Below are 24671 nucleotides of genomic sequence, written 5' to 3' on the forward strand. Positions count from 1 at the left end.
CCTGCCGGTCGGCAGGTCGGATCGTACCGGCGCCGGCTGTCGCATCATGTGTCGGGGTCGATTTCGTCTTCGACCGGAGCCATGTCAAGGGGCGCATCCTCGACGGCGGTCATTCTCACGTCGACGACCTTGGCGCCCGGAAAGGCCGAGAGCAGGGCTGCCACGGTGGGCTCGGCCTTGGCATCGGAGAAGAGCTGGCGCTGGTTGGCCTCGCGCTCCTCATGCAGCGTCGGCCGTCCTTCCGTGCGGGAGACGGTGACGATCCAGCGGGTGCCCGTCCATTCCGACAGGCGCCGGCCGAGCCGTCCGGCGAGATCCGGATCGGCGCCTTCGACCGGCTGGAATTCGACGCGCCCCGGCTCGAAACGCACGAGCCGCATCTGCCGCTCGATCTCGACCTTCAGGCGGATGTCGCGTTTTTCCGCGGCAAGAGCGGCGCAGTCGGCCAGCGAGGCGAGCCCGTGGGACGGCGCCGGCTGGCTGTCGGCAGCAGGCTGGGCGCGGGTCGTCTCCGGGGCTAGCCCTCCGGCCAGCGCCTGCAGGCGGGGCTGGGTACCGGGAGCGGCCTGAGTGTAGGACGCCTCGCCGGGCAATGCCTGCGTGGAGGTGCGCATCTGCGGCGAGACGGCAACCGGCTCGGCTGTCGGGGTGGAGTAGGGGGCACCGGATGCGGCCGGCGACGACGCGGCTTGCGCCGGCTCGCTCGGCGCCTGTCGCCCGGAAGCGTCTCCGCCGGAGGTCTGCGGGCGGGCCGGCGCTGCCGGCAGGCTGGAGCCGAGCGCGGCGGCCTTGCCGTCGCGCAGCATGCGCAGGGCGTCTTCCGGATCGGGAAGATCGGCGGCATAGGCAAGACGTACCAGCACCATGTCGGCGGCCAGATGCGGCTTGGGAGCGGCCTGGACTTCCTCGATCCCCTTCAGGAGCATCTGCCAGGCGCGCGACAGGAGGCGCAGGGACAGACGCCCGGCAAGCTCGCGGCCGCGGGCCCGCTCGGTCTCCGTCACCGAGGCATCGTCGCCCGCATCGGGAACGATCTTCAGCCGGGTGACGAGATGGGTGAATTCGGCAAGATCGGACAGCACGACCACCGGGTCGGCGCCGACGTCGTATTGCTGGCGGAACTCGGCCATTGCCGCCGCCGCATCGCCGCGCATCAGATACTCGAACAGGTCGGTGATGCGGGCGCGGTCGGCAAGGCCGAGCATCGCGCGCACCGTCTCCGCGCCGATTGCGTCGCCGCCGCCCTGGGAAATGCTGCCATGGGCGATGGCCTGGTCGAGCAGCGACAGGGAATCGCGTGCCGAACCTTCGCCGGCGCGGGCGATCAGCGCCAGCGCTTCGTCGGCGACTGCGATGCCCTCTGCCTGTGAGATGCGGCGCAGCAGACCGACGAGTTTGTCGGCATCGATGCGGCGCAGGTCGAAGCGCTGGCAGCGCGACAGGACCGTGACCGGCACCTTGCGGATCTCGGTGGTGGCGAAGATGAACTTCACATGCTCGGGCGGCTCCTCGAGCGTCTTCAGCAGGCCGTTGAAGGCCGACTTCGACAGCATGTGCACTTCGTCGATGATGTAGACCTTGTAGCGGGCGGAGGCTGGCCGGTAGCGCGCCGCGTCCGTGATCTCGCGAATGTCGTCGATGCCGGTATGCGAGGCTGCGTCCATCTCGATGACGTCGACATGACGGCCGTCCATGATTGCTTCGCAATGCACGCCCAGCTTTTCGAGGTTCACCGTCGGCCGGTCGGCTTCGCCCGGGACCTCGTAGTTGAGTCCGCGCGCCAGAATGCGGGCCGTCGTCGTCTTGCCGACACCGCGCACGCCGGTCAGCATCCAGGCCTGGGCGATGCGCCCGGTCTCGAACGCATTACGCAGGGTCTGGACCATCGGCTCCTGGCCGACCAGATCGTCGAAGCTGCGGGGGCGATACTTGCGCGCGAGCACCCGGTAGGCGGCGTTGCCGTTGCCTGCGCCGGGAGCATCGTCGGAAGAAGTGGGGATGAGACCGTCCATGGGTCCAAGCTTAGCGGCGCGGCCGCCGGATGTTGAGGCCTATTCGGTGCGCCTTGCAGGATTTCCCCGCTGCCGCTGACCAGAGCACGCGTTCTTGCGCCGTCGCGATGCCGCACCCTCGCCCTTGGGCGCGAGCTGCGCCGGATCGGAACCTGAAGGGGAAAGGGTGGGAGGCTGGCACGGTGACCCGTGCCGCGACTCGTTGGGGCTGCTTCCTTCCGGACCTGACCCGGTTGGCGAGTGGCTCGTCCACCACCAACCTCCCACGCCCTATATCGTGAGTTTCGCCCGCCGATGCAAGGGGAAATCCGGCAGAGATCACCGGTGGCCGTCACTCTCCCCGGTCTCCTGGGTGGCTCTGGCGCGCAGATCCTTGCGGATGATCTTGCCGGTCGTCGTCATCGGCAGGGCATCGACGAAGGCGATCTCGCGGGGATATTCGTGCGCTGCGAGCCGCGACTTGACGAAGTCCTGCAGTTCGCTCGCCAGCGCCTCCGACGGGTCATGTCCGTCCGCCAGCACCACATAGGCCTTTACGATTTCGGTGCGCGCCGGGTCCGGCTTGCCGACGACGCCGGCCATGGCGACGGCCGGGTGCCCGATCAGGCAGTCCTCGATCTCGCCTGGGCCGATGCGATAGCCGGCCGAGGTGATGACGTCGTCGTCCCTGCCGATGAAGCGCAGCCAGCCGTCGGCATCGCGCACGCCCATGTCGCCGGTGAGAAGGTACTCGCCGGCGAATTTCGCCCGCGTCGCCTCGGGATTGTTCCAGTAGCCGAGAAACATCACCGGGTCCGGGCGCCGGACGCCGATATTGCCTTGCTGGCCGTCGGGGACCGGAGTGCCCGTGGCGTCGACGATGGCAAGGTCGTGGCCGGGCACCGCGCGGCCCATGATGCCAGGCCGCGCCGGCATCAGCCGGGCGCAGGACGAGACGATCATGTTGCACTCGGTCTGGCCGTAGAACTCGTTGATGGTGACGCCGAACACCCGGCGGCCCCATTCCACGAGCTCCGCGCCCAGCGTCTCGCCGCCGCTGGCGACCGTCCGCATGTCGAGCCGCAGGTCCGCCGGCGGTTCGCCGTAGGCCCGCATCATCTTCAGTGCGGTGGGCGGCAGGAAGGCGTTGCGGATCTTCTCTCTGGCGATGAGGTCGAATGCCGCTTCCGCCGTGAACTTGCGGAAGCGGCAGGCGACGACGGTGATACCGTGATGGAGCGCCGGCATCAGCACGTCGAGCAGCCCGCCGATCCAGGCCCAGTCGGCGGGGGTCCAGATCCGGTCCCCGGGCTGGGGAAAGAGATTGTGGCTCATCTCGACGCCGGGCAGGTGGCCGAGCAGCACCCGCTGGGCATGCAGCGCGCCCTTGGGCTGGCCGGTGGTGCCGGAAGTGTAGATGATGATGGCCGGATCGTCGGCCAGCGTGTCGACCGGCGTGAAGGCGTCGGACTGCCCGGCGAGTTCCGCGTGCAGATCGCTCGCCTCCGGCGCCGTGCCGTCGATGGCGTAGATCGACGTCAATTCCGGCAATTGGTTGCGGATCCGGGCGAGCTTGGCCGCGCCCTCCGCATTGGTCACGACCGCGCGCGCGCCGGAATTCCCGAGCCGATAGGCCAGCGCCTCGTCGCCGAACAGCATGAAGAGCGGAATGGTGATCGCACCCATCTTGAGCGCGGCGATATGTGTCGCGGCCGTCTCGACCGCCTGCGGCAGGAGAACGGCCACCCGGTCGCCGCGGCGGATGCCGTCGCGCACGAAAAGGTTCGCGATCCGGTTGGACAGCGCTTTCAGCGCGGCAAAGCTGACGACGTCGCGGCGGCCGTCCTCGGAGATGGCGATGATCGCGGTGCGCTCGGGATCGGCGTCGGCCCACTTGTCGCAGATGTCGACGCCGATGTTGTAGCGCTCCGGCACCTGCCAGACGAAGCGTGCGGCAAGATCCTCGTAGCTCGTCGCCTCAGGCAGCATCCGCGTCCTCCCGCTATCGTGCCTCATACCGATGGTGCCGGCCTTTTCATATCCTTCATCTGGCATGCCCTCCGTGAGGGAATGCCGTCAACGGGAAATGGTGGGGTGAACTGCAGGGGGGAGGGGCTGGCGCTCGCATGCGCTCTCGTTATAGTGCGGCTCTCTGTATCCCCGCCTGCCTTCGACGGAGCCTCCATGCCGCCCTTCAGTCTCGACCCGCGGCTTGCGGCCGACAGCCTGGCCGTCGCCGATCTGCCGTTGTCGTCCCTGCGCCTGATGCGCGACAGCCGGTATGCCTGGCTGATGCTGGTTCCGCGCAAGCCGGAGCTGGTCGAGCTCCTCGATCTGGCGGAGGAGGACCGCACGCAGCTGATGCGCGAGATCGCCCTTGTGGGCGAAGTGCTGAAGGCGGAGACGGGGTGCGACAAGCTGAATGTCGGGGCGCTCGGCAACATCGTCGCGCAGCTTCATGTGCATGTGATCGCGCGTTTTCCCGGCGATGCCGCCTGGCCCGGCCCCGTCTGGGGCTCCGGCGCAGCCGTGCCCTATCCCGCAGGCGAGGCCGAAGCCCTTGCGCTGAGGATCGCTGAGCGCTTGCCGAAACCCGCCTGATTTTTTCCCGCCAGACGTGCCTGACTGAACAAGGACCGCTCCAGCATGACCAACATGCCCGACACCCCCTTCGGGTTTTCCTATCACGGCAATCCTCTGGACCGGCTTTCCGAGTATCGCGGAGATGCGAACTGGCTGGCCGCGCACCGGGCAGCGCCCGCGGCGCGCTTCGTCTTCCTGTGCGAGGGCAAGCCTCTGGTCGACACGTCCGGTTCGCCGCTTTCGATCCTGTGGGAGGAGAAGGCGGGTGCTGCGCTCGCGCCCATAGGGGATGAAATCGTCCTGCTCGGCTTCCAGCCGGAGACCGAGGCGCCGGTCTTCGCTGCCACGCTTGCCGCCGACCCGGAGCGGGTCGAGATCGACGGGCGCAAGCTGATCGATCTGCGGTCTCTTGCCCTGCAGGGCGTTCTGCCGCCGGGCCATATGGGCCTGCTGGCGCAGGCCAGCTCCCTGCTGCACTGGCATGTCAGCCATCGCTTCTGTTCCAGGTGCGGCTCTCCCAGCACGATGACGCAGGGCGGCTATCGTCGCGACTGCCCGTCCTGCGGCGGGCTGCATTTCCCGCGCACCGATCCGGTGGCGATCATGCTGGTGACCGACGGCGACGCCTGCCTGATGGGCCGGCCGCCGCGCCTGCCGGAGGGCGTGTTCTCCACGCTGGCCGGCTTCGTCGAGCCGGGAGAGACCATCGAGGAGGCGGTGCGCCGGGAGGTGTTCGAGGAATCGGGCATCCGCGTCGGCGATGTCGGCTACATGGCGAGCCAGCCCTGGCCGTTCCCGGCCTCGCTGATGATCGGCTGCCACGGCACGGCGATCAGCCGCGACATCACCATGGACGAGGCAGAGCTGGAAGCCTGCCGCTGGTTCTCCCGCGAGGAGGTGACGGCGATGCTGGCGGACATGCATCCGGACGGACTCAAGGTGCCGCCGCCGCTCTCCATCGCCCATTGGCTGATTCGCAGCTGGGTCGAAGGGCGGAACTGACCATGGCCCTCGCACCTGCCGATTGCTTCTATCTCACGCATCCGCAGGTACGCATCGATCCGGCCGTTCCCGTGCCGCAATGGAGCCTGACGGAGGACGGGGCGAGGCGTGCCCGGATAGGCGCGCGTCGGCCCGAGTTCGCGTCCCTTACCCATCTCGTCTCCAGTGCCGAGACGAAAGCGGTCGAAACGGCCGGGATCATTGCCGGGCATCTCGGTCTATCGGTCGTCGTGGACGAGCTGATGCACGAGAACGACCGATCGGCGACGGGCTTCCTGCCGCCGCAAGAGTTCGAGCGTGTCGCCGATACCTTTTTCGCAGAGGCGGAGGCCAGCGTGCGTGGCTGGGAGCGGGCCTGCGACGCCCAGTCCCGGATCGTCGGCCGGGTGGTGGCGCATCTGGAGCGTATCCCTGAGGACGCGCAGGTCCTTTTCGTCGGCCACGGTGCGGTCGGCACCCTGCTCAAGTGCCATCTGGGTGGTTGGGCGATCGATCGGCGGTACGACCAGCCGGCCGGAGGGGGCTTCTGGTATGGTTTTGCACGGGCTGCGCTGCGAGACAGAAACGCCACAGGCATGGCGTGGCAATCGCTGGACGGCTGAGCCGCGCCCGCTTGTGGTCGCCGTGCCGGCTTCCTAAGTGAGGCTCGAAGCATACGGCGACAAGGACCGCGTTCCCGACATGATTTCTTCCGCTTTGCGCGCGCTTTCCCAGATCTTCGAGCCCCCCTTGCGGGCGATCTTCTGGAAGACGCTCGGTTACACGCTGGTGCTGTTGTTCCTCGTCTGGCTTGGGCTGAACGGTGCGGTCGCAGCCTTCGTCAGCCTGCCCTACCCCTGGCTGGAGACGGTTCTGTCGTTGCTGACCGGCATCGGCGCGATCTTCCTGCTCGGCTTTCTCGTTGCGCCGGTGACGGCGATCATTGCCGGGCTGCTGCAGGACGACATCGCCGAGGTCGTTGAGCGGGGCGACTATCCGTCGGATCCTCCGGGCAAGGCGCTGCCTCTTTCCGTGGCGCTGCCCCAGGCGATCAAGTTCACCGGCATCGTCATCGCCGGCAACCTGCTGGCGCTCCTTCTGCTCCTCGTTCCGGGCGTCAACCTGATCGCTTTCTTCGTGGTCAACGGATACCTGCTCGGCCGCGAGTTCTTCGAGTTTGCCGCCAGCCGCTTCCGCTCTCCGACTGAGGCACGTGCTCTGCGTCGGGCCCATTCCGGCACGGTGTTTCTTGCCGGCCTCGCGCTTGCCGGTTTCCTTGCCGTGCCGCTGCTCAACCTGCTGACGCCGATCTTTGCGACCGTCATGATGGTGCATCTGCACAAGCGGTTGACCTATAGGTAAACCTTCGCGCGCCGTCCTTTGTCGGCCACGCGGCAGCATGGCTGGTGTCCGCCTTTGGAGCGGCGACAAAATCCACGTTCCGTCTTATCCGACAGGATATTTTGACGTACCCGTCCGATGGAGTTAGAAGGCGGGTATACAAGGCCCTGATTTAGCTAACGTTTACGTAAGCGTAAGCCGATGAGGGAGACGGGAGAACAATCCATGTCGGACGTCGGGACGAGAAACAGCCGGCCGCTTTCGCCGCATCTCCAGATCTACAAACCCATCTTCACCATGGTCATGTCGATCATGCACCGCATCACCGGCTGTGCACTATACTTCGGCACGATCCTGATGGTGTGGTGGCTGGTGGCCGCAGCGGCGGGCCCGGACTATTTCAACTTCGTCAACGATCTTTACGGCTCGATCCTCGGGCGGCTCGTGCTGTTCGGGTTCACCTGGGCGCTGCTCCACCACATGCTGGGCGGGATGCGGCACTTCATCTGGGACATGGGATACGGCTTTGGGCCGCAGGCGCGCGAGTGGCTCGCACGCGCCACGCTGATCGGTTCCGTGTCCCTGACGATCCTGCTGTGGATCGTCGGATATGCAGTTCGCTGAGGGAGGCTGGATCCATGACTGACATGCGCACTCCGCTCGGACGCGTTCGCGGCCTCGGCTCGGCCCGGGACGGAACGACCCATTTCTGGCGCCAGCGGGTCACCGCGGTTTCCAATGTTTTCCTTATCACCTTCTTCGTGATCCTGGTGATCGCCCTGCAGGGCGGCGATTACGAATCGGTCACCGCGACCCTCGCCAATCCCTTGGTGGCGATCGTCATGCTGATGGTGGTGGTTTCCGGCGTCTATCATATGAAGCTCGGCATGCAGATCGTCATCGAGGACTATGTCCACGATGAGCTGCCGAAGTTCCTGACGCTGATGGCGAACACCTTCTTCTCGGCATTCATCGGCCTCGCGTCGATCTTTGCTGTCCTCAAGATCAGCTTCGGAGGCTGAACAACATGGCAGGACAAGCCTATTCCTTCGTCGACCACCGCTACGACGTGGTGGTGGTGGGAGCCGGCGGCGCCGGCCTGCGGGCGACCCTCGGCATGGCCGAGCAGGGTCTCAGGACCGCGTGTATCTCCAAGGTCTTCCCGACCCGCTCGCATACGGTCGCGGCGCAGGGCGGCATTGCCGCATCGCTCCAGAACATGACGCCCGACTGCTGGCAGTGGCACATGTACGACACGGTGAAGGGCTCCGACTGGCTCGGCGACACCGACGCCATGGAGTATCTGGCCCGCGAGGCGCCCAAGGCGGTCTACGAACTGGAGCACTACGGCGTGCCCTTCTCGCGCACCGAGGACGGCCGCATCTACCAGCGCCCCTTCGGCGGCCACATGCAGAACTACGGCGACGGTCCCCCGGTGCAGCGCACCTGCGCCGCGGCCGACCGGACCGGCCACGCGATCCTGCACACGCTCTACGGCCAGTCGCTGCGCAACAATGCCGAGTTCTTCATCGAGTATTTCGCGCTCGACCTGATCATGTCCGAGGATGGCGTCTGCCAGGGCGTCATCGCCTGGAACCTCGACGACGGCACCATCCACCGTTTTGCCGCCAAGATGGTCGTGCTGGCCACCGGCGGCTACGGCCGTGCCTATTTCTCGGCGACCTCCGCCCATACCTGCACCGGTGACGGCGGCGGCATGGTGGCGCGCGCCGGCCTGCCGCTGCAGGACATGGAGTTCGTGCAGTTCCACCCGACCGGCATCTACGGCGCGGGCTGCCTGATCACGGAAGGCGCCCGCGGCGAAGGCGGCTATCTGGTCAACTCCGAGGGCGAGCGCTTCATGGAGCGCTATGCTCCTTCGGCCAAGGATCTTGCCTCGCGCGACGTCGTCTCCCGCTGCATGACCATGGAGATCCGCGAAGGCCGCGGTGTGGGCAAGAACAAGGATCACATCTTCCTGCATCTCGACCATCTCGATCCGGACATTCTCGGCGAACGTCTGCCGGGCATCTCCGAATCGGCGAAGATCTTCGCCGGCGTCGATGTGACCAAGGAGCCGATCCCGGTCCTGCCGACCGTCCACTACAACATGGGCGGCATTCCCACGAACTACTGGGGCGAGGTGCTGAACCCGACGGCGGAAGACCCGCATGCGATCCAGCCAGGCCTGATGGCCGTCGGCGAGGCGGGCTGCGCCTCGGTGCACGGCGCCAACCGTCTCGGCTCCAACTCGCTGATCGACCTCGTCGTCTTCGGACGTGCGGCGGCGATCAAGGCGGGTGAAGTGATCGATCGCAAGTCGGCCGTTCCGACGCCGAACGAAGCCTCCTGCGACCGGATCATGGGTCATTTCGACCGCATCCGTCACGCCAATGGCGGCACGCCGACCGCGCAGCTTCGCGAAAAGATGCAGCGGGCGATGCAGGAAGACGCGGCTGTCTTCCGCACCCAGGAAAGCCTGGAGCAGGGCTGCCAGCGCCTGACGCAGATCTGGGGCGAGATGGCCGACCTCAAGGTCACCGACCGCTCGATGGTCTGGAACTCCGACCTGGTGGAGACGCTGGAGCTGGAGAACCTGATGGCCAACGCCATCACCACGGTCTACGGCGCCGAGGCGCGTAAGGAGAGCCGTGGCGCCCATGCCCGCGAGGACTACAAGGACGGTCCCATGGGCGGTCGCGACGACGAGAACTGGCGCAAGCACACGCTTGCCTGGGTCGACGAGGCCGGCAAGGTGACGCTCAAGTATCGTCCGGTGATCACCGAGCCGCTGACCACCTACGAGGAAGGCGGCATCGACCCGAAGAAGATCGCGCCGAAGGCGCGCGTCTACTGATGGAGACCGCGCACCGGCCGGGCCTTGAAGGCCTTGCCGGTGTGCCTGGAGCCCTGCGGACATGACGGCGGCAGCCACCCTTGTCGATACGACCTCTCCCTTCGGGACCTACAGGACCCGGGGACTGGCACGTTTCGCGTGGCGGCTTGCCGACTGGCACGATCTCGCGCCGGCGCTGCGCAAGAAGCTAAGGGCGGTTGTCGCCCGCCTCTTCGCCGGGCCGTTCGATACCGAGGTCGAGGGGCTCCGTTTCCGGCTTTATCCCGGCTCCAACTACGACGACCGCAAGATTCTGGCACGCCAGCGTCTGCCGGAGCGGGCCGAGCGGCGCTTCCTTGCCGCCCACCTGCACGAGGGCACGGTCTTCGTCGATGTCGGAGCCAATGTCGGCAGCTACAGCCTTGCCGCCGCGCGTTGCGGAGCCACCGTTCTGGCGGTGGAGGCCAATCCCGAGACGGCCGGACGCCTTGCGTTCAACATTGCCGCGAACGGACTGGCCGACATCGACGTGGCGACGGTGGCGGTCGGGGAAGGCTGCGGCACGATGGATCTGTGGAGCGAGCCGAGCAATTGCGGCTTTGCGACCCTGGTGCCGGAACTGACGGAAGAATGGCAGGGCGACTGGCGTGCGCGCCAGGTCCGCGTGCAGCCGCTGGCGGAGATCCTTACAGGCTACGGTGTGAAACGCGTCGACGTGTTGAAGGTCGATGTCGAGGGATACGAGGACAGGGTCCTGCTGCCCTATATCAGGGCGACGGAGCCGAGCGATCATCCCGGCGCGATCCTGCTGGAAACCAACTGCCGCGAGCACTGGCAGGAAGACTGTCTCGCCGTGCTCGCCACCTTCGGCTATCTCGCCGAAGGCGAAACGGAAGACAATGTGCTGCTGAGGCGGTTTGCCTGAGCGGCTGGAAACTTGAACGGAATGGATGGCCGGCCCGATCCGGCCGACCGAAACGCGGAGCGACGAGACATGGTACAGCTGACGCTTCCCAAGAACTCCCAGGTGACCCAGGGCAAGGTCTGGGACAAGCCGGCCGGCGCCACCAACCTGCGGGAATACCGCATCTATCGCTGGAACCCGGATGACGGCCGCAACCCGCGCGTCGACACCTATTTCGTCGATCTCGACGATTGCGGACCGATGGTTCTGGACGGGCTCATCTATATCAAGAACAACATCGATCCGACGCTGACCTTCCGTCGGTCCTGCCGCGAGGGCATCTGCGGGTCCTGCGCGATGAACATCGACGGGACCAATACGCTGGCCTGTACCCGCGGCATGGAGGAGATCGGCGACGGCCCGGTGAAGATCTATCCGCTGCCGCACATGCCGGTGGTGAAGGATCTCGTGCCGGACCTGACGCGCTTCTACGCCCAGCACCGCTCCATCGAGCCCTGGCTGCAGACGACGACGCCGGCGCCGGAGAAGGAGTGGCGCCAGAGCCACGAGGACCGCGCCAAGCTCGACGGCCTCTACGAGTGCATCCTGTGCGCCTGCTGCTCGACCTCGTGCCCGAGCTACTGGTGGAACGGCGACCGCTATCTCGGCCCGGCTGTGCTGCTGCAGGCCTATCGCTGGCTGATCGACAGCCGCGACGAGGCGACCGGCGAGCGCCTCGACAACCTCGAGGATCCGTTCCGCCTCTATCGCTGCCACACGATCATGAACTGCAGCCAGGCCTGTCCGAAGGGGCTGAATCCGGCCAAGGCGATCGCCGAGATCAAGAAGATGATGGTCGAGCGCCGCGTCTGACGCGCTCGCCTGTCAGATTTCACTGCTTTTCGAAAGGCCGTCCGGAGCGATCCGGGCGGCCTTTTTGCATGTCTCAGCTCCAGACCGGACTGGTGAAGATCGCGATGCTGGAGAGGAAGCCGACAGCCCAGGCGAGCGAGCGGGGCGTTGCCCTGTCGGTCCAGTAGCAGAAGATGAAGATCAGCCGCGCACCGATGAACAGGCCGGCCAGCCGGTCGATCCACTCGGCATTCCCGCCCTGCCAAAGCCCGACGATGACCGCGGCGGCGAACAATGGCAGGGCCTCGAAGCCGTTCGCCTGTGCCGCGGCGGCGCGAGCGCGGAACCCATCCTTCCAGTAGTCCGGATCCCGGGGGCGGGCATTGTCGAAGTCCTTCGACAACTTGCCTGGAAAGGCGGAAAGGATCGGCAGCACGGCGGCAGCAAGAATGCACCAGATGGCGAAGGGCATGGACGGCGTTCCGGTTTTTGAGCTTTTGCAAGAGGTGACCGGATGCCGCCGGAGGGTCAAGCGGGAAGCACCGAACGGTTGATCCAGCGCAAGGAGGCGGAATTCGGACTCCGCTAGTTTTGTCGCACTGAAACCAGCATGGGATCTCGAACCATGGCCGTGAGCGACTGGAGTGCCTTTCTCGAACAGACGGATCGCCGGATGGGCGACCTGCGCAGCGGTATGCCGGGCGTTGCAAAGGGTTTCCATGGGATCGCAAAAGCGGCCATCGGACCGGGAGCGCTCGATTCCAAGACCAAGGAGCTGATTGCGCTGGCGATCGGCATTGCAGCGCGCTGCGACGGGTGTCTTGCGTATCACGCCAAGGCGGCCGCCAAATATGGCGCGACCCGCGAGGAAGTGATCGAGGCGATCGGCGTTGCCGTCTATATGGGCGGCGGGCCCTCGATGATCTACGGGGCCGAGGCGCTGGCGGCATTCGACGCCCTTGCGTAACTTGCTGGGGGTTGCGCGAAGGGAGGATGTACGCCTTCCGATTGCCGTGATTTCGCCCTGTACTGTCTCCCTGCCCGTCATATTCGCGTTTCCGATCTTCCGTATCACCTGCGCGGGGGCAGAAACGCGATTCGCTTTCACCGTCGAGTCGCAGGTCCGGCGGTGGAAACCGGTGCGCGCAATTCCCATCTGCGGTTGCGGGTGGGGCTTGCGTGCAGCAAGGAGTGACGATGACTGTGAATGTCCTGTTCCTGTGCGACGACAACGCCAGACTCGGTCCGATGGCCGAGGCCTATCTCAACGCAGATGACGGACGCAGCATTCGGGCATTTTCCGCAGGCCTGTCTCCGGCTCCGCGCCTAGCCGAGGGCGTGGAGCGTGTTCTGGCTGCGCACGGGCTGGCGAGCGAGGGCCTGCAGCCGAAAAGCTGGCAGCTCTTCGTGCTGCCCCACGCGCCGATTCCCGATGTCGTCGTCGGCCTCAGTGCGGCGGCGCTGGGCGCGACGCGCCGGGTCTGGCCGACCCATGCCCGGCTGCTCGACTGGCATGTCGGCCCGCATACCTCGCGGCTGGTCGGCCGCGATGCGCTGCGCGATGCCTTTCACGAGCTGCGGCGGCGCATCAACCTTGCCCTTGAGGAGGGGCTCTTTCGGCCGGTCGCCCTGCGCCGCATCGCGTGAGAGTGCCGAAGGCGGCCTAGCCTCCCAGCGGCCTGCGCGGGCCGTCCGTCAACGCGCTGATCAATCCGAACATGTCGGCAAGCCCTTCGCGCACGAGGCTGAATGCGGAAAAGCTGCGCGGCTCGATCCGGCCGACGATGTCGCCCATCTCGAAGGTCAGGTCTGCCGTGAACTTGCGGGCGAGTTGCTGCATGGCCCGGTTGGTGGCAAGGCAGTTCATGTAGATGTGCTTGCAGCCGCGGTTGCGCGCTGCGATCAGCGTCAGCTCCATCAACCGCGTACCGATGCCGGCCTGCTGGCAGTTCTGCTCGACGGAGAAGGCAGCCTCGGCATTGACGCCGTCCTCGAAGGGGCGCAGTTCCGCTACCGCGCGTAGCAGCCCGCCCGCGAAGTAGCCGTGGATGACCGTGCCCAGGGTGAAGCTGGTATCGGCATAACACCGCAGGAAGGCGTCGCTTGCCGGCATGGCGAAGCGGGCCCGGCGGGCGGTCGGATCGAGACGGAGGAGATGATCGCGAAACTGCGCGATATCGTTATAGGTCAGCTTTCTGTAATAGCCGGTTGCCGGCTTTTCGGTTTGAGACGACATGCGATGCTCCTGATGAGGACAGCACCGCTCCTCGGGTCTCCCCAGACCTTGCGATTTTTATAGAGAGGGTTCGAGGCGAATTCGTGACCGCGGTGATCGCGGCCCATCCTGCTCGGTCGGGCCATGATTTGGACCAATTGCCCGCCCATTGAAGGCGCGTCAACCATTTGGTCACCAAAACCGACAAGAATCGGGCGGACCTGCGATATTCGGTTGCGCCGAGGGATCGTCGCGTCCGCGACAGGAGTTGGGATGTCCAGGCAGGGCGCGGCTGCGCGAACCGCCTGTCGCATCGCGCATCTGAGAACCGACCGTCCAAAGCATAGAACGAGCAAGGACAGACACATCATGACCCGTTCCTCCCGGTATGGCGCGCCTCTGATCGTTGCGCTCAGTCTGACCGTGGCACTCGCTGGCTGTCAGCGCCTGGGATACGGAAGCCGGAGCGCTCCGCTTCCGGCCACCCCAACCGCGCCCGTCGCGAGTCAGTCCCTCGAGCCGCTGCAGCCGGTGTCGCCGACGCTCGGTCCGGACGGCCAGCCGATTCAGAGCGCCCCGCTCGATGGGACGCAAACGGATGTCGCTGCGGTCGACCCCTCCGCCGGTACGGCCCCGAGCGGCCCGCCCGCCGGTGCGCGCGAGATCGGCCGCAGCGACATGCTCGGCGGCTGGTCCATTGCGTCGGGCGCCGACAACTGCAAGCTCTTCATGACGCTGACCACGTGGAGCGGCGGCTATCGCGCCAACTCCCGCGGCTGTGCCTCGCCGCAGATGCAGACCATCTCGGCCTGGGACCTGCAGGGCAAGCAGGTGCTACTGAAGGATGCCAGCGGCGCGACCGTGGCCGAACTTTATGCGACCGGTGCCGAGAACTTCGCAGGCCGCACGACCTCCGGTGCGCCGATCCAGGTCTATCGGTAAGGGCCTGACACCTGTGGGCTTAGGTCGGCGAGCAGAAGGGGGCGAGGCGATGTCGGTGTGGCCGATCCTGGAAGACAGTGAACTTTCTCCCCGCGCCGCCGCGGTGATCGCGGATATCCGCGCCACCCGGAACACGGATTTCATCAATAATTTCTGGCGTGTCCTTGCCAATGATCCGGCGCTGCTGGAGCGGACTTGGGCCAGCCTGAAGGACGTGATGGCGCCGGGCGCCCTCGATCCTCTGGTCAAGGAAATGCTCTACGTGGCGGTATCGATCGCCAATGGCTGCGAATATTGCATTCGCTCGCATACGACAGCAGCCCGTGCCAAGGGCATGAGCGAGGCGCAACTCGGCGAGCTTCTGGCTGTCGTCGGCATGGCCAGCGAGACCAACCGTCTGGCGACCGGCCTGCAAGTGCCGGTCGACGAGGCCTTTCTCCCGAAAAAGTAGGCCTGCTCGGCAAGCGGGGTCCTCGGCGCTTGCTCTTGTCCGCATGCTCGGGCTATCCAGCGAGGCGGAGGCAACCTGCGGGCAACGGTTGCATTTTCCGGGACCCGGCCCCGGGAACCCGGTTCTTTCAAGGGCTTGATGATGGCTGCGACGCACCCGGCAGAACGGACGATCCCGATCGCGCATACGGTCACCGGACGCTACGACGCGCTGGTCGAGGCCGGAGAAATCGAGAGGGATCCGGCCCAGACCGAGGTCGCGGCCCTGCTCGACCGTCTCAACACGATTCTCGCCGAGACCGGCCCCGCCTCCAAGAAGAGCGCGCTCGGCTGGCTCTTCGGCAAGCGCGGCGCTGCCAGGGACCCGGTCAAGGGGCTATACGTCTGGGGCAAGGTGGGCCGCGGCAAGACCATGCTGATGGACCTGTTCTTCGACATCGCGGTGATGAAGAAGAAGCGTCGGGTACATTTCCACGAGTTCATGGCCGATGTGCACGAGCGGGTGCATGCGGTGCGCGCCGCGATCCGCGACGGCAGCATCGCCGGAGACGATCCGATCCCGCCGGTTGCGGCGGACCTTGCCGCCGACACCCGTCTCCTGTGCTTCGACGAGTTCGCCGTCACAGACATTGCCGATGCGATGATCCTAGGCCGGCTGTTCACGCGCCTGTTCGAACTGGGCGTCGTCGTGGTGGCCACGTCGAACGTCGCGCCCGACGATCTCTATCGCGACGGACTGAACCGCGGCCATTTCCTCGGTTTCGTGGAGTTGCTCAAGACCCGGGTCGATGTGGTCTGCCTCGATGCGCGCACGGATTACCGCCTGGAGAAGCTCGCCGGCGCCCCGCTCTATCTGTCGCCGCTCGGGCCCGAAGCGGACCGTGCGGTCGACGACCTCTGGCGCAAGCTCACCCACGGTCTGCCCGCGCATGAAGAGGTGCTGGAGATGAAGGGGCGCAAGATTCCGGTCTCGCGCACGGCCGCCGGCGTCGCCCGCTTCACGTTTGCGGAACTGTGCGAGAAGCCGCTGGGTGCGGCGGACTATCAGCGCCTGGCTCTCTCCTATCACACCTTCATCGTCGAAGGCGTGCCGGTGATGGACCTGCCCCAGCGCAATGCGGCCAAGCGTTTCATCAATCTGGTGGATACGCTCTACAACAACCGCAACAAGCTGATCGTATCCGCCGAGGCCGAGCCGGACGGCCTCTACATTGCCACATCGGGGACGGAATCCTTCGAGTTCCAGCGCACGGTCTCGCGCCTTGTCGAGATGCGGTCGCAGGCCTGGCTGAGCGATCCGGCCTGAGGAAAACCGGTGCCGCATCCAGCCCCGTCCGCGCGCCTCTATTCCTTCGATTAGCTTGCACCCTCGCGCCAAAGGGTTTAGTGCCATGCGCGACCGTTGAGAACGGCCAATGCTCCATTTTACGTAAAGGGAAGCAACAGGATATGGCTCGGAACAAGATCGCTCTGATCGGCTCGGGACAGATTGGCGGCACGCTCGCCCACCTCGCCGGCCTGAAGGAACTCGGCGACATCGTCCTCTTCGACATCGCCGAAGGTACCCCCCAGGGCAAGGCGCTCGACCTTGCCGAATCCTCCCCGGTTGACGGCTTCGATGCCAAGCTCTCGGGCGCCAACTCCTACGAGGCGATCGCCGGTGCCGACGTCGTCATCGTCACCGCCGGCGTCCCGCGCAAGCCCGGCATGAGCCGCGACGACCTGCTCGAGATCAACCTGAAGGTGATGGAGCAGGTGGGCGCGGGTATCAAGGCGCATGCGCCGGACGCTTTCGTCATCTGCATCACCAACCCGCTCGACGCGATGGTCTGGGCCCTGCAGAAGTTCTCCGGCCTTCCGGCGAACAAGGTCGTCGGCATGGCCGGCGTGCTGGACTCCGCCCGCTTCCGCTACTTCCTTGCCGAGGAGTTCAACGTCTCCGTCGAGGACGTGACCGCCTTCGTGCTGGGCGGCCACGGCGACACGATGGTGCCGCTGACCCGCTACTCGACCGTCGCCGGCATCCCGCTTCCGGACCTCGTCAAGATGGGCTGGTGCACCGCCGAGCGTCTCGAGGAGATCGTCCAGCGCACCCGTGACGGCGGCGCCGAGATCGTCGGCCTGCTGAAGACCGGCTCGGCCTTCTACGCTCCGGCCTCCTCGGCCATCGCCATGGCCGAGAGCTACCTCAAGGACAAGAAGCGCGTGCTGCCCTGCGCCGCGCATCTGACCGGCCAGTACGGCCTCAACGACACCTATGTGGGCGTTCCGGTCGTGATCGGCGCCGACGGTGTCGAGCGCATCATCGAGATCTCTCTCGAGGGCGAGGAACAGGCCAACTTCGACAAGTCCGTCGCGTCTGTCGACGGCCTGGTCGAGGCCTGCAAGAAGATCCAGCCGGCGCTTGCCTGAGGACAGTTTCACGGGAGGCCGCTGGCCTCCCGTCTCGCATCGGGCGAGCTCTGTCAAAACCATCCGGGGATAGACACATGAACATCCACGAATACCAGGCCAAAGAGGTTCTCAAGGCCTACGGCGCGCCGGTCGCCAAGGGCGTGGCCATCTTCTCGGCCGACGAGGCCGAGGCCGCCGCCAAGCAGCTTCCCGGCCCGCTCTGGGTCGTGAAGTCCCAGATCCATGCCGGCGGTCGCGGCAAGGGCAAGTTCAAGGAACTCGGCCCCGACGCAAAGGGCGGCGTTCGTCTCGCCTTCTCGCTGGACGAGGTGAAGTCGCACGCGGCCGAAATGCTCGGCAACACGCTGGTGACCAAGCAGACCGGCGCGGCCGGCAAGGTCGTCAACCGCCTCTATATCGAGGACGGTGCCGACATCGAGCGCGAGCTCTATCTCTCCATTCTCGTCGACCGCACCGTCGGCCGTCCGGCCTTCGTCGTCTCGACCGAGGGCGGCATGGACATCGAGGCCGTCGCCGAGGAGACGCCGGAGAAGATCCACACGCTCCCGATCGACCCGGACACGGGCGTGACCGCGGCCGATGCGGCCAAGCTCTGCGATGCGCTGGAGCTGACCGGTGCGGCGCGCGAGGACGGCATGAAGCTGTTCCCGATCCTGCACAAGGCCTTCGTCGAGAAGGACATGAGCCTGCTCGAGGTCAACCCGCTGATCGTCATGAAGGACGGTCGCCTGCGGGTACTCGACGCCAAGGTCTCCTTCGACGGCAACGCCCTGTTCCGCCACCCGGAGATCGTCGAGCTTCGCGACATCACCGAGGAGGACGAGAAGGAAATCGAGGCCTCCAAGCACGACCTCGCCTATGTGGCCCTCGACGGCGACATCGGCTGCATGGTCAACGGCGCGGGCCTTGCCATGGCGACCATGGATATCATCAAGCTCTACGGCGCCGAGCCGGCGAACTTCCTTGATGTCGGCGGTGGCGCCTCCAAGGAGAAGGTCACGGCCGCGTTCAAGATCATCACCTCCGATCCGAACGTGAAGGGCATCCTGGTCAACATCTTCGGCGGCATCATGCGCTGCGACGTGATCGCGGAAGGCGTGCTGGCGGCGGTGAAGGAAGTCGGCCTCCAGGTGCCGCTCGTCGTTCGCCTCGAGGGCACCAATGTCGAACTCGGCAAGAAGATCATTTCCGAAAGCGGTCTCAACGTGATCGCCGCCGATGATCTCGACGACGCCGCGCAGAAGATCGTCAAGGCCGTGAAGGAGGCCGCGTGATGTCCATTCTCGTCAACAAAGACACCAAGGTCATCGTCCAGGGCCTGACCGGCAAGACCGGTACGTTCCACACGGAGCAGGCCCTGGCCTATTACGGCACCAAGATGGTCGCCGGCGTGCACCCCAAGAAGGGTGGCGAAAGCTGGACTTCGGGGGTTGATGCGGCCGCCTCGCTGCCGATCTTCGCCGGCGTCGGCGAAGCCCGGGAAGCGACCGGCGCCGATGCGTCGGTGATCTACGTTCCGCCGGCAGGTGCCGGTGCCGCGATCATCGAGGCGATCGAGGCGGAAGTGCCGCTTATCGTCTGCATCACCGAAGGCATCCCGGTCGCCGACATGGTCAAGGTCAAGGCCCGGCTGGAGAAGTCCAAGTCGCGCCTGCTCGGCCCGAACTGCCCGGGCGTCCTGACGCCGGAAGAGTGCAAGATCGGCATCATGCCAGGCTCCATCTTCAAGAAGGGCTCTGTCGGCGTCGTCTCGCGCTCCGGCACGCTCACCTATGAGGCGGTGTTCCAGACCTCGAACGCCGGCCTCGGCCAGACCACGGCCGTCGGCATCGGCGGCGATCCGGTCAAGGGCACCGAGTTCATCGACGTCCTGGAGATGTTCCTTGCCGACGAGGCGACCAAGTCGATCATCATGATCGGCGAGATCGGCGGTTCGGCCGAGGAAGAGGCTGCCCAGTTCCTCAAGGACGAGGCCAAGAAGGGCCGCAGCAAGCCGATGGCCGGCTTCATCGCGGGCCGTACGGCGCCTCCGGGTCGCACCATGGGCCATGCCGGCGCCGTCATCTCCGGCGGCAAGGGCGGAGCCGAGGACAAGATCGCGGCGATGGAAGAGGCGGGCATCCGCGTTTCCCCGTCGCCGGCCAAGCTCGGCGAGACCCTGCTCGAGGTTCTCAAGGGCTGAATTTTCCGCGATTACCGGTTTTTTACCGAGTTCGCAGCCACATATGGGGCACGGGAGCTTCCCTCAAGGAAGTTTCCCGTGTACCGCTTTGAACAGGAGCGGCGCGGGACACGCATCGCGCTGCTTCATCCCACATCCGTTTAACGGGGCGCTGCGTGAAAGGGCTCCCCTCAAGAGGCGGGCGGGGGCAACCTCGCTATAGTGATGGCTCGGCAGGACGCGAACAATGCCTTCGCGATGACGTCGTTTCTCTACGGCGGCAACGCAGCGTATATCGAAGATCTCTACGCGCGATACAAGGAAAACCCTGGCTCTCTCGACGAGACGTGGCGCGACTTCTTCTCCAACCTGGCTGACGAAAAGGCCGACGTGCTCAAGGAGGCGCGCGGTGCCTCCTGGAAGCGTGCCGACTGGCCGCTTGCGGCGAACGGCGATCTGGTCAATGCCTTCGACGGCAACTGGGCGCCGGTGGAGAAGGCGATCGGCAACAAGCTGAAGGCAAAGGCGGAGGAGAAGGGCACGACCCTGACCGATGCCGACGTCCAGCAGCAGACGCGCGATTCCGTGCGCGCGCTGATGATGATCCGCGCCTATCGCATGCGCGGTCACCTGCACGCCGACCTCGATCCGCTGAACCTGAAGGAACAGGTGGATCACGAGGAACTGCATCCCTCCTCCTACGGGTTCACCGAGGCCGACTGGGACCGCAAGATCTTCATCGACTACATGCTGGGCCTCGAGTTCGCGACGCTTCGCGAAATGCTCGAGATCCTCAAGCGCACCTATTGCTCGACGCTCGGCGTCGAGTTCATGCACATCTCCAATCCGGCGGAGAAGGCGTGGATCCAGGAGCGCATCGAGGGGCCGGACAAGGAGATCGAGTTCACGCCCAAGGGGAAGAAGGCGATCCTCAACAAGCTGATCGAGGCCGAGGGCTTCGAGAAGTTCCTCGACGTCAAGTATACCGGCACAAAGCGCTTCGGTCTCGACGGCGGCGAGGCCCTGCTGCCCGCGCTGGAGCAGATCATCAAGCGCGGCGGCGCGCTCGGCGTGCAGGAGATCGTCTTCGGCATGGCCCATCGTGGCCGCCTCAACGTGCTGTCCCAAGTCATGGGCAAGCCGCTGCGCGCGATCTTCCATGAGTTCAAGGGCGGGTCGTTCACCCCCGACGACGTGGAAGGCTCCGGCGACGTCAAGTATCACCTCGGCGCCTCCTCCGACCGCGAGTTCGACGGCAACAAGGTCCACCTGTCGCTGACCGCCAACCCCTCGCACCTGGAGATCGTCGATCCGGTGGTGCTCGGCAAGGCGCGCGCCAAGCAGGACCAGCTGTCGGCCGTAAACGGCCGCTGGGTCGAGACGACCGAAGTCGACCGGTCCAAGGTCCTGCCGCTGCTGCTGCACGGCGATGCCGCCTTTGCCGGCCAGGGCGTGGTCGCCGAGTGCTTCGGCCTGTCCGCGCTGCGCGGCCACCGGACCGGCGGCTCGATCCACTTCATCATCAACAACCAGATCGGCTTCACGACGAACCCGCGCTTCTCGCGCTCCTCGCCGTACCCGTCCGATGTGGCGAAGATGATCGAGTCGCCGATCTTCCACGTGAACGGCGACGATCCGGAAGCGGTGGTCTATGCGGCGAAGGTGGCGACGGAGTTCCGTCAGCTCTTCGGCAAGCCGGTGGTGATCGACATGATCTGCTACCGCCGCTTCGGCCATAACGAGTCCGACGAGCCGGCGTTCACCCAGCCGATCATGTATCGCAAGATCCGCAGCCATCCGACGACGCTGCAGATCTATGCCGAGAAGCTGATCAAGGAAGGCGTCATCACCGCCGACGAGCTCGAGGGGATGCGCACCGAGATGCGTGCCCGTCTCGACCAGGAGTTCGAGGCGGGGCAGGCCTACAAGCCGAACAAGGCCGACTGGCTGGACGGCAAGTGGTCGGGCCTGAAGCAGGCGCAGGATCTCGACGATCCCCGCCGCGGCCAGACCGCAGTGCCGATGGACGACCTGAAGCTTGTCGGCAAGGCCCTGACGGGCGTGCCGGACGGCTTCAACGTCCACCGCACGATCCGCCGCTTCCTCGACAACCGCGAGAAGATGTTCGAGACCGGCGAGGGGATCGACTGGGCAACGGCAGAGGCGCTTGCCTTCGGCACGCTGCTGTTGGAAGGCCATGCCGTCCGCTTGTCGGGCCAGGACTGCGAGCGTGGCACGTTCTCGCAGCGCCACTCGGTGCTCTACGATCAGGAAGACGAGCAGCGCTACATCCCGCTCAACAACCTGCGTAAGGATCAGGCTCGCTACGAGGTCATCAACTCGATGCTCTCGGAAGAGGCCGTGCTCGGCTTCGAATACGGCTATACGCTGACCGAGCCGAACGCCCTGACGCTTTGGGAAGCCCAGTTCGGCGACTTCGCCAACGGCGCGCAGGTGGTCTTCGACCAGTTTCTGTCCTCCGGCGAGCGCAAGTGGCTTCGCATGTCGGGCCTCGTCTGCCTGCTGCCGCACGGCTACGAGGGCCAGGGGCCGGAGCACTCCTCCGCCCGCCTGGAGCGCTTCCTGCAGATGTGCGCGGAAGACAACATGCAGGTCGCCAACTGCACGACGCCGGCGAACTATTTCCACATCCTGCGCCGGCAGCTGAAGCGCGACTTCCGCAAGCCGCTGATCCTGATGACGCCGAAGTCGCTGCTGCGCCACAAGCGCGTAGTCAGTCGCCTCGACGAGTTCTCGGACGGCTCGGCGTTCCACCGGCTTCTGTGGGACGATGCGCAGCTGGAGGGCTACAGCGACATCAAGCTGAAGCCGGACGACAAGATCCGCCGCGTGGTCCTGTGTTCGGGCAAGGTCTATTACGACCTGTTCGAGGAGCGCGAGAAGCGCGGGATCGACGACGTCTATCTCCTGCGTGTGGAACAGCTCTATCCGTTCCCGACCAAGGCGCTCGTCTCCGAACTGTCGCGGTTCAAGGATGCGGATTTCGTCTGGTGCCAGGAAGAGCCGAAGAACATGGGCTCCTGGTTCTTCGTGCAGTCCTACCTCGAGTGGGTGCTGAGCCAGATCGACGCCAAGCATCCGCGGCCGCGCTATGTCGGCCGTGCAGCGTCCGCTGCAACGGCCACCGGCCTGATGTCCAAGCACATGGCGCAGCTGCAGGCCTTCCTCGACGAGGCCTTCGCCGACTAGCCCTTGCGGCTCCCGGACGAGGGTCCGGGAGCCGGCCTATTCCCGGCTCCTCGCGTGCCGGAAACGCAAGACTCCATCGCTAGCGCGGGGAACCGAAGGCGGCTCCGTGCAGCCACCGGATGAAAGAGATTTTGATCATGGCGACCGAAATTCGAGTGCCCACCCTCGGAGAATCCGTGACCGAGGCGACCATCGCCCAGTGGTTCAAGAAGCCCGGCGACAAGGTGAACGCGGACGAGCCTATCGTCGAGCTGGAGACGGACAAGGTGACCGTCGAGGTTCCGGCCCCGGCCTCCGGCACGCTGACCGACATCCTGGTCAAGGAAGGCGACACCGTCGAGGTCGGCGCCCTGCTGGGACAGATTTCCGAAGGCGCCGGTGCGGCGGCTGCCTCGCCCGCCAAGGCCTCCGCACCGAAGGCGGAGAGTGCCAAGTCCGCTCCTGCCGCCGCCTCCGCTTCGGCCGAGACCGTCGACGTGGTGGTGCCGTCGGCCGGCGAGAGCGTCACGGAAGCGGATGTCGGCGAGTGGTTCGTCAAGGTCGGCGACCAGGTCAAGGCCGACGACGTGCTCGTCGAGTTGGAGACCGACAAAGCCGCCCAGGAGATCCCGGCACCGGTGTCCGGCACCGTGGTGGAGATTTCCGCCAAGACCGGCGACACCGTCACCCCCGGCCAGTTGCTGCTGAAGATCGCCGTCGGTGCGGGGGCTGCGGCCCCGGCGAAGGCGCCTGCTGCCGAGGCGCAGGCCCCGGCCGCTTCGGCCGGCACCGACATGCCGCCGGCGCCCTCCGCTGCCAAGATGATGGCGGAGAAGGGCATTGCCGCCGACCAGGTTGCCGGTTCCGGCAAGCGCGGCCAGGTGCTGAAGGGCGATGTCATCGCCGCCGTCGCCACCGGCATGACGCAGCAGTCCTCCGCCTCTGCAGCCCCGGCTGCCGCGCGTGCGCCCTCGGTTGCCGAGGATGCGGCTCGCGAGGAGCGGGTGCGCATGACGAAGCTGCGCCAGACCATCGCCCGCCGTCTGAAGGATGCGCAGAACACCGCCGCCATGCTGACCACCTACAACGAGGTGGACATGGGGCCGGTGATGGAGCTGCGCTCCAGCTATAAGGACCTGTTCGAGAAGAAGCACGGCGTGAAGCTGGGCTTCATGGGCTTCTTCACCAAGGCGGTCTGCCATGCGCTGAAGGAGATCCCGGCGGTCAATGCCGAGATCGACGGCACCGACATCATCTACAAGAACTACTGCCATGTCGGCGTCGCCGTCGGCACCGACAAGGGTCTGGTGGTTCCGGTCGTGCGCGATGCCGACCAGATGTCGATCGCCGAGATCGAGAAGAAGATCGCCGAACTCGGCCGCAAGGCGCGTGACGGCAAGCTTGGCATGGACGAGATGCAGGGCGGTACCTTCACCATCTCCAATGGCGGCGTCTATGGCTCGCTGATGTCCTCGCCGATCCTCAATGCCCCGCAGTCGGGCATTCTCGGCATGCACAAGATCCAGGAGCGGCCGATGGTCGTGAACGGTCAGATCGTGGCGCGGCCGATGATGTATCTGGCCCTGTCCTACGATCACCGGATCGTCGACGGCAAGGAAGCAGTGACCTTCCTCGTCCGCGTCAAGGAGAGCCTCGAGGACATTCAGCGCCTCGTCCTCGACCTCTGATAACAGGAATGCGGTGCCGGGCGGATGTCTGCCCGGCACCGGTTTCTCCGCCGTCGCGGCACCGGCCGCAGGCGGCGTATCGGCGAGCCGGCCCTTTGCGTCCCGAAGCCGGGACAGGGGCGC

23 protein-coding genes and 1 other RNA gene are annotated in these 24671 nt (G+C 65.9%); 19 read left to right on the forward strand and 5 right to left on the reverse strand.

Features of this window, described 5'->3' with window-relative positions:
• Positions 1–44 precede the first annotated feature (44 nt).
• The 3 genes from MNI96_RS09760 to MNI96_RS09770 form a co-directional block, all read right to left on the reverse strand.
• Positions 45–2012 carry a DNA polymerase III subunit gamma/tau gene (locus MNI96_RS09760; RefSeq protein WP_249692567.1) on the reverse strand — a complete coding sequence of 656 codons (1968 nt, stop codon included), beginning with the start codon at positions 2010–2012 and terminating at the stop codon, positions 45–47.
• Positions 2013–2178: 166 nt separating this feature from the next.
• Positions 2179–2276: signal recognition particle sRNA small type (gene ffs, locus MNI96_RS09765), an RNA gene on the reverse strand.
• 54 nt (positions 2277–2330) lie between these two features.
• The gene (locus MNI96_RS09770) at positions 2331–3980 is read right to left on the reverse strand and encodes an acyl-CoA synthetase (protein WP_249692570.1); all 1650 of its coding nucleotides are present in this window, start codon (positions 3978–3980) and stop codon (positions 2331–2333) included.
• 195 nt (positions 3981–4175) lie between these two features.
• Between MNI96_RS09770 and MNI96_RS09775 the strand changes: the two genes are divergently transcribed.
• From MNI96_RS09775 to MNI96_RS09815, 9 genes are all read left to right on the forward strand, one after another.
• Positions 4176–4592, forward strand: coding sequence for an HIT domain-containing protein (locus MNI96_RS09775; RefSeq protein WP_249692572.1), 417 nt, complete (start codon positions 4176–4178; stop codon positions 4590–4592).
• A gap of 45 nt (positions 4593–4637) precedes the next feature.
• A complete protein-coding gene (nudC, locus tag MNI96_RS09780; RefSeq protein ID WP_249692574.1) occupies positions 4638–5576 on the forward strand; it encodes an NAD(+) diphosphatase in 939 nt (312 codons plus the stop codon).
• 2 nt (positions 5577–5578) lie between these two features.
• Entirely contained in the window at positions 5579–6178 is a 600-nt protein-coding gene (locus MNI96_RS09785; protein WP_249692576.1) for a histidine phosphatase family protein, read from the forward strand.
• 79 nt (positions 6179–6257) lie between these two features.
• Positions 6258–6917, forward strand: a complete 660-nt coding sequence (locus MNI96_RS09790) for a sulfate transporter family protein (RefSeq protein ID WP_249692578.1) — start codon at positions 6258–6260, stop codon at positions 6915–6917.
• A 204-nt stretch (positions 6918–7121) separates the two neighbouring features.
• On the forward strand, positions 7122–7520 hold the full coding sequence (gene sdhC, locus MNI96_RS09795) for a succinate dehydrogenase, cytochrome b556 subunit (protein WP_249692580.1): 399 nt from the start codon (positions 7122–7124) through the stop codon (positions 7518–7520).
• Between the two features lie 14 nt (positions 7521–7534).
• On the forward strand, positions 7535–7918 hold the full coding sequence (gene sdhD / locus MNI96_RS09800; RefSeq protein ID WP_249692582.1) for a succinate dehydrogenase, hydrophobic membrane anchor protein: 384 nt from the start codon (positions 7535–7537) through the stop codon (positions 7916–7918).
• 5 nt (positions 7919–7923) lie between these two features.
• A complete protein-coding gene (gene sdhA, locus MNI96_RS09805) occupies positions 7924–9753 on the forward strand; it encodes a succinate dehydrogenase flavoprotein subunit (protein WP_249692584.1) in 1830 nt (609 codons plus the stop codon).
• Between the two features lie 61 nt (positions 9754–9814).
• Complete coding sequence (locus tag MNI96_RS09810; RefSeq protein ID WP_249692586.1) at positions 9815–10657, forward strand: FkbM family methyltransferase; 843 nt, start codon at positions 9815–9817, stop codon at positions 10655–10657.
• 69 nt (positions 10658–10726) lie between these two features.
• Positions 10727–11509: a succinate dehydrogenase iron-sulfur subunit gene (locus tag MNI96_RS09815; RefSeq protein WP_158194617.1), complete on the forward strand. Its 783-nt coding sequence runs from the start codon at positions 10727–10729 to the stop codon at positions 11507–11509.
• Positions 11510–11582: 73 nt separating this feature from the next.
• Here MNI96_RS09815 and MNI96_RS09820 read toward each other — a convergent pair whose 3' ends face one another.
• Positions 11583–11960, reverse strand: a complete 378-nt coding sequence (locus MNI96_RS09820; RefSeq protein WP_249692588.1) for an MAPEG family protein — start codon at positions 11958–11960, stop codon at positions 11583–11585.
• A gap of 153 nt (positions 11961–12113) precedes the next feature.
• Between MNI96_RS09820 and MNI96_RS09825 the strand changes: the two genes are divergently transcribed.
• Together MNI96_RS09825 and MNI96_RS09830 are read left to right on the forward strand one after the other, a co-directional pair.
• A complete protein-coding gene (locus tag MNI96_RS09825) occupies positions 12114–12455 on the forward strand; it encodes a carboxymuconolactone decarboxylase family protein (protein ID WP_249692590.1) in 342 nt (113 codons plus the stop codon).
• 230 nt (positions 12456–12685) lie between these two features.
• Positions 12686–13135, forward strand: coding sequence for an arsenate-mycothiol transferase ArsC (locus MNI96_RS09830; protein WP_158194619.1), 450 nt, complete (start codon positions 12686–12688; stop codon positions 13133–13135).
• Positions 13136–13151: 16 nt separating this feature from the next.
• On the opposite strand, the gene MNI96_RS09835 is transcribed toward MNI96_RS09830, so the two are convergent.
• A complete protein-coding gene (locus tag MNI96_RS09835) occupies positions 13152–13724 on the reverse strand; it encodes a GNAT family N-acetyltransferase (RefSeq protein WP_249692593.1) in 573 nt (190 codons plus the stop codon).
• A 348-nt stretch (positions 13725–14072) separates the two neighbouring features.
• On the opposite strand from MNI96_RS09835, the gene MNI96_RS09840 reads away from it, so the two are divergent.
• The 8 genes from MNI96_RS09840 to odhB all read left to right on the forward strand — a co-directional run bounded on the left by MNI96_RS09840 (position 14073) and on the right by odhB (position 24548).
• On the forward strand, positions 14073–14645 hold the full coding sequence (locus MNI96_RS09840) for an AprI/Inh family metalloprotease inhibitor (RefSeq protein ID WP_249692595.1): 573 nt from the start codon (positions 14073–14075) through the stop codon (positions 14643–14645).
• A 49-nt stretch (positions 14646–14694) separates the two neighbouring features.
• Entirely contained in the window at positions 14695–15096 is a 402-nt protein-coding gene (locus tag MNI96_RS09845; RefSeq protein WP_249692597.1) for a carboxymuconolactone decarboxylase family protein, read from the forward strand.
• Between the two features lie 138 nt (positions 15097–15234).
• Positions 15235–16401 (forward strand): cell division protein ZapE, encoded by a 1167-nt coding sequence (zapE, locus tag MNI96_RS09850; RefSeq protein WP_502960320.1) that lies wholly within the window; start codon positions 15235–15237, stop codon positions 16399–16401.
• A gap of 143 nt (positions 16402–16544) precedes the next feature.
• Entirely contained in the window at positions 16545–17507 is a 963-nt protein-coding gene (gene mdh / locus MNI96_RS09855; RefSeq protein WP_249692601.1) for a malate dehydrogenase, read from the forward strand.
• A gap of 77 nt (positions 17508–17584) precedes the next feature.
• Positions 17585–18784, forward strand: a complete 1200-nt coding sequence (sucC, locus tag MNI96_RS09860) for an ADP-forming succinate--CoA ligase subunit beta (protein ID WP_249692603.1) — start codon at positions 17585–17587, stop codon at positions 18782–18784.
• The gene (gene sucD / locus MNI96_RS09865; protein WP_249692605.1) at positions 18784–19692 is read left to right on the forward strand and encodes a succinate--CoA ligase subunit alpha; all 909 of its coding nucleotides are present in this window, start codon (positions 18784–18786) and stop codon (positions 19690–19692) included. Before sucC ends, sucD begins: the two co-directional genes overlap by 1 nt.
• Before the next feature lie 204 nt (positions 19693–19896).
• Positions 19897–22881, forward strand: a complete 2985-nt coding sequence (locus MNI96_RS09870) for a 2-oxoglutarate dehydrogenase E1 component (protein ID WP_249692607.1) — start codon at positions 19897–19899, stop codon at positions 22879–22881.
• A 137-nt stretch (positions 22882–23018) separates the two neighbouring features.
• Positions 23019–24548: a 2-oxoglutarate dehydrogenase complex dihydrolipoyllysine-residue succinyltransferase gene (gene odhB / locus MNI96_RS09875; protein WP_249692609.1), complete on the forward strand. Its 1530-nt coding sequence runs from the start codon at positions 23019–23021 to the stop codon at positions 24546–24548.
• The last annotated feature ends 123 nt before the right edge of the window (positions 24549–24671 follow it).

Origin of the sequence: Stappia sp. WLB 29, from assembly GCF_023507705.1 — a bacterium.
GTDB lineage: Bacteria > Pseudomonadota > Alphaproteobacteria > Rhizobiales > Stappiaceae > Stappia.